The organism is Bordetella genomosp. 6 (assembly GCF_002119705.1).
Lineage (GTDB): Bacteria > Pseudomonadota > Gammaproteobacteria > Burkholderiales > Burkholderiaceae_B > Bordetella > Bordetella bronchiseptica_F.
On record NZ_CP021107.1, the window covers coordinates 1,417,743 to 1,433,103 of the forward strand.

At 67.8% G+C, this 15,361-nt stretch carries 13 protein-coding genes; 11 read left to right on the forward strand and 2 right to left on the reverse strand.

Annotated elements, in window-relative coordinates:
- Window positions 1-32: 32 nt before the first annotated feature.
- Entirely contained in the window at window positions 33-1,388 is a 1,356-nt protein-coding gene (locus tag CAL11_RS06725; RefSeq protein WP_086092477.1) for a tryptophan--tRNA ligase, read from the forward strand.
- 95 nt (window positions 1,389-1,483) lie between these two features.
- On the opposite strand, the gene tex is transcribed toward CAL11_RS06725, so the two are convergent.
- Entirely contained in the window at window positions 1,484-3,859 is a 2,376-nt protein-coding gene (tex, locus tag CAL11_RS06730) for an RNA-binding transcriptional accessory protein Tex (RefSeq protein WP_086092478.1), read from the reverse strand.
- Between the two features lie 164 nt (window positions 3,860-4,023).
- Here tex and CAL11_RS06735 point away from each other — a divergent pair, with 164 nt between their 5' ends.
- Window positions 4,024-6,099 carry an ATP-dependent DNA helicase gene (locus CAL11_RS06735; RefSeq protein ID WP_033460081.1) on the forward strand — a complete coding sequence of 692 codons (2,076 nt, stop codon included), beginning with the start codon at window positions 4,024-4,026 and terminating at the stop codon, window positions 6,097-6,099.
- A gap of 61 nt (window positions 6,100-6,160) precedes the next feature.
- Here the strand turns inward: CAL11_RS06735 and CAL11_RS06740 are convergent, their stop codons facing one another.
- A complete protein-coding gene (locus tag CAL11_RS06740) occupies window positions 6,161-6,961 on the reverse strand; it encodes an outer membrane protein assembly factor BamD (RefSeq protein WP_003813594.1) in 801 nt (266 codons plus the stop codon).
- Between the two features lie 101 nt (window positions 6,962-7,062).
- Between CAL11_RS06740 and CAL11_RS06745 the strand changes: the two genes are divergently transcribed.
- The 9 genes from CAL11_RS06745 (at window position 7,063) to CAL11_RS06785 (ending at window position 15,332) form a co-directional block, all read left to right on the forward strand.
- Complete coding sequence (locus tag CAL11_RS06745) at window positions 7,063-8,025, forward strand: RluA family pseudouridine synthase (protein ID WP_086092479.1); 963 nt, start codon at window positions 7,063-7,065, stop codon at window positions 8,023-8,025.
- Window positions 8,013-8,768, forward strand: a complete 756-nt coding sequence (gene pgeF / locus CAL11_RS06750; RefSeq protein WP_086092480.1) for a peptidoglycan editing factor PgeF — start codon at window positions 8,013-8,015, stop codon at window positions 8,766-8,768. The genes CAL11_RS06745 and pgeF overlap by 13 nt, the downstream gene beginning before the upstream one ends.
- Before the next feature lie 107 nt (window positions 8,769-8,875).
- Window positions 8,876-10,513: a PHA/PHB synthase family protein gene (locus CAL11_RS06755; RefSeq protein WP_033460075.1), complete on the forward strand. Its 1,638-nt coding sequence runs from the start codon at window positions 8,876-8,878 to the stop codon at window positions 10,511-10,513.
- Window positions 10,514-10,580: 67 nt separating this feature from the next.
- Window positions 10,581-11,318 carry an acetoacetyl-CoA reductase gene (gene phbB, locus CAL11_RS06760; RefSeq protein ID WP_033460074.1) on the forward strand — a complete coding sequence of 246 codons (738 nt, stop codon included), beginning with the start codon at window positions 10,581-10,583 and terminating at the stop codon, window positions 11,316-11,318.
- Between the two features lie 102 nt (window positions 11,319-11,420).
- On the forward strand, window positions 11,421-11,996 hold the full coding sequence (phaR, locus tag CAL11_RS06765) for a polyhydroxyalkanoate synthesis repressor PhaR (protein WP_033460072.1): 576 nt from the start codon (window positions 11,421-11,423) through the stop codon (window positions 11,994-11,996).
- A gap of 171 nt (window positions 11,997-12,167) precedes the next feature.
- Entirely contained in the window at window positions 12,168-12,704 is a 537-nt protein-coding gene (locus tag CAL11_RS06770; protein ID WP_003813582.1) for an iron transporter, read from the forward strand.
- A 2-nt stretch (window positions 12,705-12,706) separates the two neighbouring features.
- Window positions 12,707-13,051, forward strand: coding sequence for a cupredoxin domain-containing protein (locus tag CAL11_RS06775; protein ID WP_080699623.1), 345 nt, complete (start codon window positions 12,707-12,709; stop codon window positions 13,049-13,051).
- 15 nt (window positions 13,052-13,066) lie between these two features.
- The gene (locus CAL11_RS06780; protein WP_086092481.1) at window positions 13,067-13,912 is read left to right on the forward strand and encodes an FTR1 family iron permease; all 846 of its coding nucleotides are present in this window, start codon (window positions 13,067-13,069) and stop codon (window positions 13,910-13,912) included.
- Between the two features lie 40 nt (window positions 13,913-13,952).
- Window positions 13,953-15,332, forward strand: coding sequence for a 4Fe-4S binding protein (locus CAL11_RS06785; protein ID WP_086092482.1), 1,380 nt, complete (start codon window positions 13,953-13,955; stop codon window positions 15,330-15,332).
- The last annotated feature ends 29 nt before the right edge of the window (window positions 15,333-15,361 follow it).

Sequence of the window (15,361 nt, forward strand, 5' to 3'; positions counted from 1 at the left end):
GTGCCCTTCGATCCACAGCCTAGCAGTCCTCCATGAATACCCGAGTCCTCACCGGCATCACCACCACCGGCACGCCGCACCTGGGCAATTACGCGGGCGCGATCCGCCCCGCCATCCAGGCCAGCACCCAGCCGGGCGTGGACGCGTTCTTCTTCCTGGCCGACTATCACGCGCTGATCAAGTGCGACGATCCGGCGCGGGTGGCGCGTTCGCGGCTGGAACTCGCCGCGACCTGGCTGGCCGCGGGGCTGGACCCCGAACGCGTCACGTTCTATCGCCAGTCGGACATCCCGGAAATCCCCGAGCTGTGCTGGCTGCTGACCTGCGTGACCCCCAAGGGCCTGATGAACCGCGCGCACGCCTACAAGGCGTCGGTGGACCAGAACGCCGCCAAGGGCGTCGAGCCGGATGACGGCGTGACCATGGGGCTGTTCTCGTATCCGGTCCTGATGGCCGCCGACATCCTGCTGTTCAACGCCAACCAGGTGCCGGTCGGGCGCGACCAGGTCCAGCACCTGGAGATGGCGCGCGACATCGCGCAGCGTTTCAACCACCTGTACGGCAACGAGTTCTTCGTCCTTCCCGAGGTGGTGATCGCCGAGGAGGTCGCGACCTTGCCGGGCCTGGACGGCCGCAAGATGTCCAAGAGCTACAACAACACCATTCCGCTGTTCGAGGGCGGCGCTGCGGGCCTGCGCAACGCCACGCAGCGCATCGTGACCGATTCGCGCCTGCCGGGCGAACCCAAGGACGCGGAGGCCTCGCACCTGTACATGCTGTACCGCGCCTTCGCCACGCAGCAGGAGTCCGCGGCGTTTCGCCGCCAGCTCGAGGAGGGCATGGGCTGGGGCGACGCCAAGCAGGCCTTGTACGAACGGCTGGAGCGCGATCTGGCGCCGATGCGCGAGCGCTATGTCGAACTGGTTTCCAACCCCGGCCTGATCGAGGACATCCTGCAGGCCGGCGCCGCCAAGGCGCGCAAGCTGGCGCAGCCGCTGGTCCGCACGCTGCGCGATGCGGTGGGCCTGGGCGCCTTGCAGCCTGCTGCGGCCAAAGCCGCCCAGCCGCCCCGCAAGGCCGCCAAGGGCGCGCGTTTCGTCAGCTTCCGCGACGACGATGGCAGTTTCCGTTTCCGGCTGCTTGCCGCCGATGGGGAAGAGTTGCTGTGCTCGGTGCCGTTTGCCAATCCCAAGGAAGCCGGCGCACTGATGCGCCGCCTGCAGGACGAGGCGCCCGAGCAGGCCTTGCGCGGCCACGATGCCGTTTCGTATGCGGCCTGGCTGGATGGCAAGGAAGTGGCGTACGGCCCGCGGGCCGCCGATGCCGGCGCGCGCGATGCCTTGCTGGCCAAGGCCCGCGAGGCCCTGGCCCAATTGGCTGCCGGTTAGGATCGGCTCGGGCGTGCCGGCCAGCCGGCACGCCTGGGCAGCAGGGCAAGGACGCAGGCGCCGCACCCGGCGATGGGGCGGCGCCTGTGTCGTGATCAGCGCTTGAGTTTTGCGAAGGCGTCGGCCATGGCGCTGTTGGCCGGCGCGCCGCGGCCGCTGTCGGCCTGCGGACGGCGCGCGCCCCGATCGGCGCCGCGCGCCGGGCCCGAGCCCGCGCCGTTGCCGCGGCGGGCCGGCTCGGCGGCATCGTTCAGGCGCATGGTCAGGGCAACGCGCTTGCGCGCCACGTCGACCTCGAGCACCTTGACGGTCACGGTCTGGCCCACGCGCACGACGTCGCGCGGATCCTTGACGAACTTCTCGGCCAGCGCCGAAATATGGACCAGTCCGTCCTGGTGCACGCCGATGTCCACGAAGGCGCCGAAATTGGCGACGTTGGTCACCACGCCTTCGAGCACCATGCCGGGGAACAGGTCGTTGAGGGTTTCGACGCCTTCCTTGAACTGCGCGGTCTTGAACTCCGGGCGCGGGTCGCGGCCGGGCTTTTCCAGTTCGGCGAAGATGTCGCGCACCGTGGGCAGCCCGAAGCGCTCGTCGGTGAAGTCGCTCGGCGACACGCCCTTGAGCGCCTCGCGCTGGCCGATGATGTGGCGTACGTCGGCCTTGATGCGGGCGACGATGCGCTCCACGACGGGATAGGCCTCCGGGTGCACCGCCGAGGCATCAAGCGGGTTGTCGCCGTTGGGAATGCGCAGGAATCCGGCGGCCTGCTCGAAAGCCTTCTCGCCGAAGCGCGGCACCTTGCGCAGCATGTCGCGGGTGGGGAAGGCGCCGTTCTCGTCGCGCCAGGCCACGATGTTCTTCGCCAGCAGCGTGTTCAACCCCGAGACGCGCGCCAGCAGCGCCGCCGAGGCGGTATTGACGTCCACGCCCACGGCGTTCACGCAGTCTTCGACCACCGCGTCCAGCGAACGGGCCAGCTCGCGCTGGTTGACATCGTGCTGGTACTGGCCCACGCCGATCGCCTTGGGATCGATCTTGACCAGTTCGGCCAGAGGGTCCTGCAGGCGGCGGGCGATCGAGACGGCGCCGCGCAGCGTGACGTCCAGGTCGGGGAATTCGAGCGCGGCCGTTTCCGAGGCCGAGTACACCGAGGCGCCGGCTTCGGAGACCACCACGCGGGTCAACGCGAGGTCGGGAAAGCGGGCCATCATGTCGCCGACCAGCTTTTCGGATTCGCGCGAGGCGGTGCCGTTGCCGATGGCGATGAGCTCGACCTTGTGGCGCGCCGCCAGGGCCGCCAGCGTCTTGATGGTGCCTTCGCGGTCGCGGCGCGGCTCGAACGGGTAGACCGTGGCCGTATCGACGACCTTGCCGGTGCGGTCGATCACCGCCACCTTGCATCCGGTGCGGATACCGGGGTCCAGCCCCAGCACCGTCTTGGGGCCCGCCGGCGCGGCCAGCAGCAAATCCTTCAGGTTGGCGGCGAACACGCGGATGGCCTCGGCTTCGGCGCTTTCGCGCAGGCGGCCGAACAGTTCGCTTTCGAACGCCGTCAGCAGCTTGACGCGCCAGGTCCAGCGGCACACCTCGCCCAGCCAGCGCGCGCGCGGCGCGGCATCCAGGGCGAACAGGCCATTGCCCAGCTTGAGGAACGAGGCGATGCGCGCCACGCAGGGGTGGGGCGTCTCGGCCTCGAGGTCGGCTTCCAGGCCCACGCGCAATTCCAGCACGCCTTGCTGGCGGCCGCGCATCAGCGCCAGGATGCGGTGCGAAGGCAGCGTGCGCAGCGGCTCGTTGAAATCGAACCAGTCGCGGAAGTTCGCGCCGTCGGTTTCCTTGCCTTCCACCATTTTCGAATAGAGCAGGCCGGTGCCCCACAGGTGCTCGCGCATGTCGGCCAGCAGGTCGGCGTTCTCGGCATAGCGCTCGGCCAGGATGTCGCGCGCGCCGTCGAGGGCCGCCTTGGCGTCGTTGATAGAGGCTTCCGGGTTGAGGTACTGCGCCGCCAGCGCCGCGGGATCGCAGGCCGGGTCGGCCAGGATGGCGTCGGCCAGCGGCTCGAGGCCGGCCTCGCGGGCGATCTGGGCGCGCGTGCGGCGCTTGGGCTTGTAGGGCGCGTACAGGTCTTCCAGACGCTGCTTGGTATCGGCCGTGGCGATTTCCTGCTGCAGCTCGGGCGTCAACTTGCCCTGCTGCGCGATGGATTCCAGGATCGTGCCGCGGCGCTCTTCGAGTTCGCGCAGGTAGCCCAGGCGCACCTCCAGGGTGCGCAGGGCGCCGTCGTCCAGGCCGCCGGTGGCTTCCTTGCGGTAGCGGGCAATGAACGGCACGGTGGCGCCGTCGTCCAGCAGCTCCACGGCCGAGGCGACCTGGGAGGCGCGGGCGCCGATCTCGGTGGCAAGTTGGGCAATGATCCGGGCGTGATCGACGCCCGGTGCGGCGTTCGTGGTAGCGGAGGTTTCAGACATCTCGATACGACGGCAAAGGGAAAACAAGGGGCGGATTGTGCCACAAGCCACTGTTACCAGATATGGCGGGTGGCGCGCTTATGTCACGCCGGCCTGCGCCGGCCGGCCGGCCGCGTGGGCCGGAGGCGCTATTATGTCAGCCACTTTAGCGCATGGCTTCATCAATGCTGGACCTCGACATTTCGGAATTCTTCGCGGACGACGGCCCGCTGGCGCGCGCCATGCCGGGCTACCGGCCGCGGCAGTCGCAGGTCGAGCTGGCGCAGGCCATAGACAGCGCCATCGCGGCGCGCGCCACCCTGGTGGCCGAGGCCGGCACCGGCATCGGCAAGACCTGGGCCTACCTGGTGCCCGCCTTCGCGCAAGGCGGCAAGGTGCTGATTTCGACCGGCACGCGTACCCTGCAGGACCAGCTGTTCGCGCGCGACCTGCCCAAGGTGCGGCAGGCGCTGGCCGCGCCGGTGACGGCCGCGCTGCTCAAGGGGCGCGGCAATTATGTCTGCCACTACCATCTGGACCGCCTGCAGGGCGACGACCGCGCCTTGAAGTCGCGCGCCGAGATCGGGCAGCTGCGCCAGATCCAGGTGTTTGCGGGCATCAGCAAGACCGGCGATCGCGCCGATCTGGCGCAGGTGCCCGAGGATGCCGACATCTGGCAACGCGTGACCTCCACGCGCGAGAACTGCCTGGGCCAGGAGTGCCCGCGCATCCGCGACTGCTTCGTGGTCAAGGCGCGCCGCCAGGCGCAGGAGGCCGACGTGGTGGTCGTGAACCACGCGCTGTTCATGGCCGACCTGGTGCTGCGCGAAGAGGGTGTGACAGACCTGCTGCCCGAAGTGGATACGGTGATTTTCGACGAGGCGCACCAATTGCCCGACACCGCGACCCGGTTCCTGGGCAGCAGCGTGTCGACCCACCAATTGCTGGACTTCGCCCGCACGCTGGAGGCGGCCGGCCTGGCCTATGCGCGCGAAGCCGCCAAATGGAGCGACGTCGGCCGGCAGGTCGAAACCGCCGCGCGCGAGCTGCGGCTGGCCTGCGCGCCGCTGGAGCGCCTGCCCGGCCGCAAGGCGACCTTCGAGGCCATGCCGGATCCGGACGAATTCGACGCCGCGCTGGCCAGCCTGCGCGAGGTGCTCGACGCCGCGGTGCGGGCGTTGAGCGGCGTGGCGGAAAAGCATCCGGACCTGGCCGCCGCCGCCCGCGCGGGCGCCGACATTTCGGTGCGCCTGTCGCGTTGGGCCACGCCGCCGCGCCACGCGGCCCAGGCCGCGCAGCACGACGAGGGCTGGGGCCGCGACGACCAGGCCGTCGCGGTGGCGGCGCCGTCCGAGGCGCTGCTGGCCGAGGCCGCGGCCGCCGCCAGCTGGAGCGGGCCGGCGGTGCGCTGGGTCGAGCATGGCCAGCATCATGTGCGCCTGCATGCGGCGCCCTTGTCGGTGGCGCAGGCCTTTTCGCGCTATCGCAAGCCCGGCCAGGCGTGGATTCTGACGTCGGCAACGCTATCGGTTTATGGTGATTTCGGTCATTTCACGCAACAGCTTGGCTTGGAGGATGCCCGCACCGGACGCTGGGAATCGCCCTTCGACTATCCCGCGCAGGGCCTGCTGTTCGTGCCGCGCGACATGCCCGAACCGCAGTCGCCGCGCTTCGTCGAGCGCTTCGTCGAGAATCTGCTGCCCTTGCTGGAGGCCAGCCCGGGCGGCGCGCTGGTGTTGTGCACGACGCTGCGCGCGGTCGACAAGGTGGCGCAGTTGCTGGCCGACGCCTTCGCGGACGCGGGACACGACTGGCCGCTGCTGCGCCAGGGCGAGGCAACCCGCCGCGACCTGCTGGAACGCTTTTGCAGGCTGGAGCATCCGGTGCTGGTCGGCAGCGCCAGTTTCTGGGAGGGCATCGACCTGCCGGGCGATGTGCTGACGCTGGTGGCGATCGACAAGCTGCCGTTCGCGCCGCCCGACGACCCGGTCATCGAAGCCCGCCTGCGCGCCTGTCGGCTGCGCGGCGGCAATCCGTTTGCCGAATACCAGCTGCCCGAGGCCGCCATTTCGCTCAAGCAGGGCGCCGGTCGCCTGATCCGCACCGAAACCGATTGGGGCGTGCTCATGGTGGGCGATGCCCGCCTGGTCGAGAAGCCCTATGGCAAGCGCCTGTGGCGCGGCCTGCCTCCCTTTGCCCGCACGCGCGACATGAACGAGGCGCTGGCTTTCTACGCCCGCATGGGCGGGGCGCAACCGTAACGGCCGCGCAAATGGAAAACCCGGCCTGGGGCCGGGTTTTCCATGGACGGCTCGGGCGGCGTCAGCGCCACGAGAACGGGTTCCACCAGCTCTTGTCCGCCGACAGGCCTTGCGTCTTGAACTTGCTGTTGGGGTAGTTCTGGTCGAGCACGCGCTCGGCGTCGCCCTTCAGTTCTGTCATTCCCAGCTTGTCGTACGACTCCACCATGATGTAGAGCGCTTCTTCCGAGGCGGGGGCCCCCTCGAAATCGGTGATCACGGTCTGCGCCCGGTTGGCGGCGGCCACGTAGGCGCCTCGCTCGTAGTAGTAGCGCGCCACGTGGACTTCGTTCATGGCGATGGCGTTGACCAGCCAGGTCATGCGTTTTTGCGCGTCGGGGGTGTACTTGCTGTTGGGGAAGCGCTGCACCAGCTCGTTGAACGCATCGTAGGACGCGCGCAGGCCCTTGGGGTCGCGCTCGGCGGGGTCCTGGCCGGTCAGGTTGCTCATGAAGGCGCTGGCCGGCGTGAAGTTGACCAGCCCCTTCAGGTACAGCACGTAGTCCGTGCCCGGATGGTTGGGGTAGAGCTGCTGGAAGCGGTCGATGGCGGCCAGCGCCTGCTCGTTTTCGCCGTCTTTCCAGTTGACGTAGGCCAGTTCGATCAGGGCCTGCTGGGCGTACGTGCCGAACGGGTAGCGGCTTTCGATGGCGGTCAGGCGCTCCCGCGCGTCGGTCCAGTTGCCCGCCGCGACTTCCTGCTTGGCGTCGGCGTAAAGCTGTTCGGCGCTCCAGCCCGCGGTCTTGTCGTATTTGGTGCTGGACGAGCCGCAGCCGGCCACGATCAGAATGGTTGACAGCGCGATCGCCGCGCGCAGGGCCACCCCGCGGCGGGAGGCGGGCTTCGAGAGTGCAGCGGGACGGTGAGTCACGTGAGTCCTATCCTTGGTGTTAGCATGGCAGGCTGATTATATGATTTGTCTTCATGTCTGATACAGCCGCCAGTGTAGACCTGCTTTCCGACGACGAACCGCTGCTGCTCACGGTGCCGCCGGATACCCCGGCAGACCGCCTGGACAAGGTGCTGGCGGGGCTGCTGCCCGGGCATTCGCGCAGCCGGCTGCAGGGCTGGATCGAGGCCGGTTACGTTTTGGTAAACGGCGCCCAGGCCAAGGTGCGCCAGGCGGTCGGCCCCGGCGACGTCCTGTCGGTCTGGGAGCAGCCGGCCCCCGAAAGCCGGGCCTTCGCGCCCGAGCCGGTGGCGTTCGGCGTGGTGGCCGAAAGCCCCGACTGGATCGTGGTGGAAAAGCCGGCGGGGCTGGTGACGCATCCCGGTGCGGGCAACTGGAGCGGTACGCTGCTCAACGGCCTGCTGCACCGTTTTCCCGAACTGGCGCGCGTGGCGCGCGCCGGCATCGTGCACCGGCTCGACAAGGACACGTCCGGCCTGATGGTGGTGGCGCGCAACGAACGGGCCCAGACCCATCTGGTGCGCCAGTTGCAGGCGCGCACCATGGGCCGCCAGTACATTGCGCTGGCGCACGGCTGGCTGGGCGCGGCCGGCACCGTGGACCGCCCCATCGGCCGCGATGCGCGGGTTCCGGTACGGATGAGCGTCGAGCGGCCCATCGCGCCCAAGCCGGCGATCACGCATTTCGACCCGCGACGGCTAGGCTGCGCCGAAGGCGGCGCCCGGGTGACCGAAGTGCTGTGCCGGCTGGAAACCGGCCGCACCCACCAGATCCGCGTGCACCTGGCCAGCCTGGGGCATCCCCTGCTGGCCGACACGCTGTACGGCGGCAAGCCGCTGGCCGGCGCCACGCGCCAGATGCTGCACGCGCGCGCCCTGCATTTCGACGATCCGGGCGGCGCGGGCGAAGTCAGCTTCGAGGCCGGCGTGCCCGCCGATATGTCCGACGTCCAGGAAACCTTGGCATGGAACGCCTGATACACGATCTGCCTGTCATCACGGGTCCGCGATGGCCAGGCGTGAACTACTTCTGCACCACGCGCGCCGGCGGGGCGGGCGTCGCGCCGCACGACACCCTCAACCTGGGGCTGCGCGCCGGCGATCGTCCCGAAACGGTGGCGGAGAACCGCCGCCGGGTACGCGCCGCGGTGCCGGCCGAGCCCTTGTGGCTGCGCCAGGTGCACGGCCACGAAGTGGTCGACGCCGACGCCGGCCCGCCGCATGAACCGGCCGCCGACGCCAGCGTCACGGCCAGGTCCGGCCGCGTGCTGGCCATCATGGTCGCCGACTGTCTGCCGGTGGTCATCGCCGACCAGGACGGCACCGTGCTTGGCGCGGCGCATGCTGGCTGGCGCGGCCTTGCCGGCGGCGTGCTGGAAAACACCCTGGGTGCCATGCAGGCCAAGGCGCCGGGCGCGCGCGGCTGGCGCGCCTGGATCGGGCCCGGCATCGGGCCGGCGGCGTTCGAGGTAGGGGCCGATGTGCTGCAAGCCTTCGCGGCCGACGGCCCCGAGGCCGCGGCCCTGTTCGCGCCGCGTCCGGGCCTGCCCGGCAAATGGCTGGCCGACCTGCCCGGGCTGGCGTTGCTGCGCTTGCGGCGCGCCGGCGTGCAGGCGCAATCGTGCGGTTTGTGCACGGTGCAGGATTCCCGCTTTTTTTCGTATCGGCGCGACCGGGAAACCGGCCGGATGGCTTTGCTGGCCTGGCTCGACGCCCGGTAATGCGACTTCGGTATGCTTGCGGGATGGCTCCTAGGTATACCCGCATTGACAGTAAAAATGGCGACATGCACCATCAATTCGCGCAGTTCCGATAACAAGGTGTCGAAGTGAACGCCCATTTTTCCGCTGCATGGCCCGTCCCGGTGAGCGTGGCACCGGACGCTCTGGCAGAAATCCAGGCCGATTTCTCCCGCGAATGGCTGCGCCTGTGTGACGAGGCCAAGCGCGGCGTACTGGGCGCCCCGGCCGACAAGCGTTTCGCCGGCGCGGCCTGGCTGGACGACCGCCAGCGCCTGCTCATGGCGCATGCCTATCTGTTGTCGGCCCGCGCAATGACGCGCCTGGTCGACGCGGCGCAGGTCAGCGAACCCATGCGCAACCGTTTGCGGTTCTCGGTCATGCAGTGGGTCGATGCCATGTCGCCCGCCAACTTCCTGGCCTTCAACCCGGATGCGCAGCGCGCCATCGTCGAAAGCGCCGGCCGCACCTTGCAGGAAGGCATGGCCAACCTGCTGGGCGACATCCAGCGCGGACGCATCAGCCAAACGGACGAGACACAGTTCGAAATCGGCCGCAACGTGGCCACCACGCCTGGCCATGTGGTGTTCGAGAACAGCCTGATGCAGCTCATCCAGTACGCGCCGCAGACCGCCAAGGTCCGTGAGCGGCCGCTGGTGATCGTGCCGCCGAACATCAACAAGTACTACATCCTCGACCTGCAGCCCGAGAACTCCTTTGTCCGATATGCGGTGGAGCAAGGCCATACGGTGTTCATCATCTCGTGGCGCAATCCGCTGGCGACCGATGCCGATGGCGTGGATACCGCCACCTGGAGCGAATACCTGGACGACGCGGTGCTCAAGGCGCTGGCGGTGGCCAGCGACATCAGCGGCCAGCCCCAGGTCAACGCGCTGGGCTTCTGCGTCGGCGGCACCATGCTGGCCTCGGCGCTGGCGCTGGCCCACGCGCGCGGCGAGCGGCCGGTGGCCTCGCTCACGCTGCTGACCTCGCTGCTGGATTTCCACGATACCGGCATCCTGAAGGTGTTCGTCGACGAAGCGCATGCCTTGCTGCGCGACCACCAGTACGGGCAGCGCGGCCTGATGCCGGCCCGCGATCTGGCCACCACGTTTTCGTTCCTGCGCCCTAACGAATTGGTGTGGAACTACGTCGTCTCCAATTACCTGAAGGGCAGGACGCCGCCCGCGTTCGACCTGCTGTTCTGGAACGCCGACAGTACCAACCTGCCGGGGCCGTTCTTTGCCTGGTACTTCCGCAACACGTATCTCGAGAACAACCTCAAGGTGCCCGGACGGGCGCAGGCCGCGGGCGTGCCGCTGGATCTCACCCGGCTCGACATGCCCGCCTATCTGTACGGCTCGCGCGAGGACCATATCGTGCCCTGGCCGTCGGCCTACGCATCGACGCAGTTGCTGCGCGGCCCGATGCGTTTCGTGCTGGGCGCTTCCGGCCATATTGCCGGGGTGATCAATCCGCCGGCCAAGCAACGGCGCAGCTTTTGGGTTAACGAATCGGCCGGCGCGGTGTCCCACGACCTGCCTGGCGATCCCAACGCCTGGCTGGCCGGCGCGGTCGAGCAAGCGGGCAGCTGGTGGCCCGACTGGACTGCCTGGCTGGCGGGGCATGGCGGCAAGCAGGTCGCCGCGCCCGCGCAGCCGGGCAGCAAACGGTTCCGGCCGATCGAGCCGGCGCCGGGGCGTTATGTGAAAGTACGAGCGGTCTGAGTACGCGCGTGGGCCGGAGGGCCGGCATTCTTGGCGGGCGTTCGCCGTGAAAACAGGAGGAAGTCAAATGAGCGGAAAATTGGCATATGTGACGGGCGGCATGGGCGGTATCGGTACCGCGATCTGCCAGCGGTTGGCCAAGGACGGCTTCCGGGTGGTGGCGGGGTGCGGTCCCAGCCGCAACTATCAGCAGTGGCTCGACGAACAGGCGGCCCAGGGTTATACGTTCTATGCATCGGTGGGCAACGTGTCCGACTGGGACTCCACCGTCGAGGCTTTCGAGCGCGTCACGGCCGAATTGGGCCAGGTCGACGTGCTGGTCAACAACGCCGGCATCACGCGCGACGGCCTGTTCCGCAAGATGTCGGTCGACGATTGGCGCGCGGTGATCGACACCAACCTGAACAGCCTGTTCAACGTGACCAAGCAGGTGCTCGACGGGATGGTGGAGCGCCAATGGGGGCGCATCGTCAACATCAGCTCGGTCAACGGCCAGAAAGGGCAGTTCGGCCAGACCAACTACTCGACCGCCAAGGCGGGCATCCATGGTTTCACCATGGCCCTGGCCCAGGAGGTCGCCAGCAAGGGCATTACCGTCAACACCATTTCGCCGGGCTACATCGGGACCGACATGGTGCGGGCAATCCGTCCCGACGTGCTGGAGAAAATCGTCGCGACGATTCCGGTGCGCCGGCTGGGCACGCCCGAGGAAATCGCGTCCATGACGTCCTGGTTGGCGTCGGACGAATCGGGTTTTGCCACGGGCGCGGATTTCTCGCTCAATGGCGGCCTGCACATGGGTTGACGCCGTATTCGGAGGGGGCCGGGGTCCGGGGGGAAGCGGACACCCGGTATTACACGTAAAATGGTTGAAAGTTAAAGAGATCTCCCGATCTCGGGGACAGACATGACGCAAGCACAAAATGGCGCCGCCCTGCGCCTGATCAAGAAGTATCCCAACCGCCGGCTGTACGACACGCAAACCAGCACCTACATCACGCTAGCCGATGTCAAGCAGCTGGTGCTGGCCAACGAGAACTTCCAGGTCGTCGATGCCAAGAGCGGAGAGGATCTCACGCGCAGTATCCTGCTGCAGATCATCCTCGAAGAGGAAAGCGGCGGCATGCCCATGTTCTCGTCCAACATGCTGGCGCAGATCATCCGCTTCTATGGCCACGCCATGCAGGGCATCATGGGTTCCTACCTGGAAAAGAACATCCAGGCGTTCATGGAAATCCAGCAGCGCATGGCCGAGCAGTCCAAGGGGCTGTACGGCAGCCAGTTCGGGCCCGAGGCCTGGACGCAGTTCATGAACGTGCAGACGCCGATGCTGCAGAAGATGATGAACAACTACATCGACCAGAGCAAGAACCTGTTCGTCCAGATGCAGGACCAGATGCAGGATCAGACCCGGGCGATGTTCTCGAATTTCCCGTTCACGCCGCCGGGCGGCGATGGCCCGCAAGGCGGGCGCGGCAAGTAGCGCCGCGAAGCTGGCTGGAGAAAAAGGGGCGCCTGCGGGCGCCCCTTTTTCGTACGGGTCCTGAAATTGGGGTCGGCTTAAGGGAGCTGTAAGCCGAACCGAATTACATTAATGAAAACGGTTCTTGTTTGTGTTTCTTCGAGCCGTTTTTTCAGTTAAGAGGACTCGTACATGATGAAGAAAGCCTTGCTACTTGCGCTTGCCCTGAGCCTGCCTGGCGCAGCGTTCGCGGCCGAGTATCCGATCGGCAAGCCGGCCGAGAAGGGCGGCATGGAAATCGGCGCGGTCTATCTGCAGCCCATCGAGATGGATCCCCCCGGCATGATGCGCGCCGCCAAGGACTCCGACGTCCACCTGGAAGCCGACATCCACGCCACCGCCGGCAACGCCACGGGCTTTCCGGAAGGCGAGTGGGTGCCTTACCTGGTGGTCAAGTACGAAGTGCAGAAGGTCGGCAGCGACAAGGTCCAGAAGGGCACCTTCATGCCCATGGTGGCCAACGACGGTCCGCATTATGGCGACAACGTCAAGCTGGACGGCCCCGGCAAGTACAAGCTGAAGTACACCATCATGCCGCCGACCTCCGACAAGATGAACCACTTCGGCCGCCATATCGACAAGGAAACCGGCGTGGGCCCGTGGTTCGAGCCGTTCGATCTCGAGTATGAATTCGTCTTCGCCGGCACCGGCAAGAAGGGCGGGTACTGATCGTGCGCGCACCGGTGGCGGCCTTGCTGGCCATGGCGTTGGGGCTGGGCGCGCCCCTGGCGGCGCGCGCCGCCGACCTGCCTACGTTCACCCTGACGTTCCAGCCCGACGGCACGTTCGAGCCGGCCCGCCTGGAGGTGCCGGCTGGGCGCTTCAAGATCGAACTGATCAACGCCAGCAATGAGCCGGTGGAATTCGAAAGCATTCCGCTGCGCAAGGAGAAGGTGCTGGGTCCGGGCGTGAAGTCGTTCGTCGTCATCACCATCTCGCGCCCGGGCGAGTATCCCTTTTTCGATGACTTCCACCAGGACGTGAAGGGCACGCTGGTCGTCAAGCCCAAGGACTGAGCCACCGGGTCGGATATGGAACAAGTACTTTTCATCGTATGGCGCGAAAGCGTCGAGGCCCTGCTGGTGGTGGGCATTCTCTACGCCTGGCTGCGGGCCACGCCCGCCGGGCGGCGCGGCATGCCCTACCTGTGGGGCGGCGTGGCGGCGGGCCTGGCGCTGGCGGTCCTGCTGGCGCTGGTGCTGCTGGGCGTCTCGTCGTGGTTGAGCGACGAAGGCCAGGAATGGTTCCAGGCCGGCATGTCGCTGGTGGCTTGCGCGCTGGTGGTCCAGATGGTGATCTGGATGAAGCGCCACGGCCGCACGCTCAAGCGCGAGCTCGAAGGCGGGGCGCGCGCTTCCATCGAGCGCGACAACTGGTGGGGCCTGCTGGTGCTGGTCATGATCGCCGTGGCGCGCGAAGGCAGCGAGACGGTGGTGTTCCTGTACGGCACCGTGGCCGCCGCGGCCGGCCAGGCGGGGGACGCCGCGATGCTGGTGCTGGCCGGCGCGGCGGGCTTCCTGATCGCACTGCTGACGTTCTGGCTGCTGCAACTGGGCGGCAAGCTGATTACCTGGCGGCGCTTCTTCCGCGTTACCGAAATCCTGCTGCTCCTGCTGGCCGGCTCCCTGCTGGTGGGCGGCCTGGATCACCTGATTTCGCTGGATGTGCTGCCCACGCTCATCGATCCGGTCTGGGACAGCTCATGGCTGCTCGACGACAGCAGCGGGGTGGGCAAGATCCTGGCCGATTTCGCCGGCTATCGCGCCTATCCGGCATTGATCTCGGTCTTGCTGTGGCTGGCCTATTGGCTGGTGGTGTGGCTGCTGCTGCGCCGCGCCGATGGCGCGGCGGCGGTTTCGGCGCGCTCGGCCGCCTGAGGATACCCAGGTGCCGCGCGCCACGACATGAAGGTTTGACATGGCATCTGTACTCGGGCGGGCAACCTCCCGCCTTGCCGACGGGCTTCGCGACCATGCCCCTTTGCTGCGCAAGCTGCAATGGGGCATCGTCGCTGTGTATGCGTTCCTGTTGGTCGTGCCCGCGTTCCTGCCCTTGCCGGACAACGCCGCATCGGTGTTCGACAACCTGACCGTGCTGGCGCAATTCGCATTCTGGGGCGTGTGGTGGCCGTTCGTCCTGGTTTCCATGCCGCTGTTGGGCCGCGCCTGGTGCGGCTGGTTCTGTCCCGAGGGCATGCTCAGCGAGTGGGCCAGCGAGCGAGGCCAGGGCAGGGCCATCCCGCGCTGGATGCGCTGGGGCGGCTGGCCGTTCGTGGCCTTTGCCCTGACGACGATCTATGGCCAGTTGGTCAGTGTCTATCAGTACCCGCTGGCGGCGCTGGCGGTGCTGGGCGGCTCGACCGTGGCGGCGATGATCGTCGGCTGGCGCTATGGCCGCAGCAAGCGCGTCTGGTGCAAGTACCTGTGTCCGGTCAACGGCGTCTTTACCTTGCTGGCCAAGCTGGCGCCCTGGCATTTCAAGGTGGACGAGGAAAAATGGCGCCACCCGGTCATTCGCATCGAGGCGGTCAACTGTGCGCCGCTGGTGCCGCTGCGCCACATGAAGGGCGCCGGCGATTGCCACGTCTGTGGCCGATGTAGCGGTTATCGCGGGGCGATTGCCCTGACGCCGCGCTCTCCCGAGGCCGAGATCGTGGAGGTCGCCGACGGCGACGGCTGGCAGACCGCGCTGATCTGCTTCGGGCTGATGGGCGTGGCGGTGGGAGCCTTCCTGTGGAGCGCCAGCCCCTGGTATGTGACCGTCAAGCAGTGGGTGGCCACGTGGCTGGTCGAGCACGACATCATCTGGCCGCTGCTGGACAATGCGCCCTGGTTCGTGCTGACGCACTACCCGGATGTCAACGACAGTTTCTCCTGGCTGGACGGCGCGGGCATCCTGCTGTTCGTGGCCGGGGCGACCCTGGCCGTGGGCTTGCCGGCATTCGCCGCATTGTGGCTGGCCGACCGCGTCGCGCCGCTGGCCGCGCGCACGGGCCGGCTGGCCGGTGTGCACAAGCTGGCGCAGGGGTTGATTCCCTGTGCCGGAATCGGCGTGTTTCTCGGCCTGTCCGCCACCACGCTGACCCTGTTGCGGCACGAAGGGGTAGGCACCGGCTGGGCCAACCCCGTGCGCTTTACCTTGTTGACGCTTGCCGTGCTGTGGTCGTTGCGCCTGGTGTGGCGCCTGCTGGCGCGCCGTCCGGGCGGTGTCGCGCGGCGCGGGCTGGCCTGGCTGGTCGCGGCGGCGGGGCTGGCGCCGTTCTGCCTTTCCTGGGTGCTGTTCTTCGCTATCTGGTAGCGCTGGTCCGCGCGGCGCGGTATGGTGGC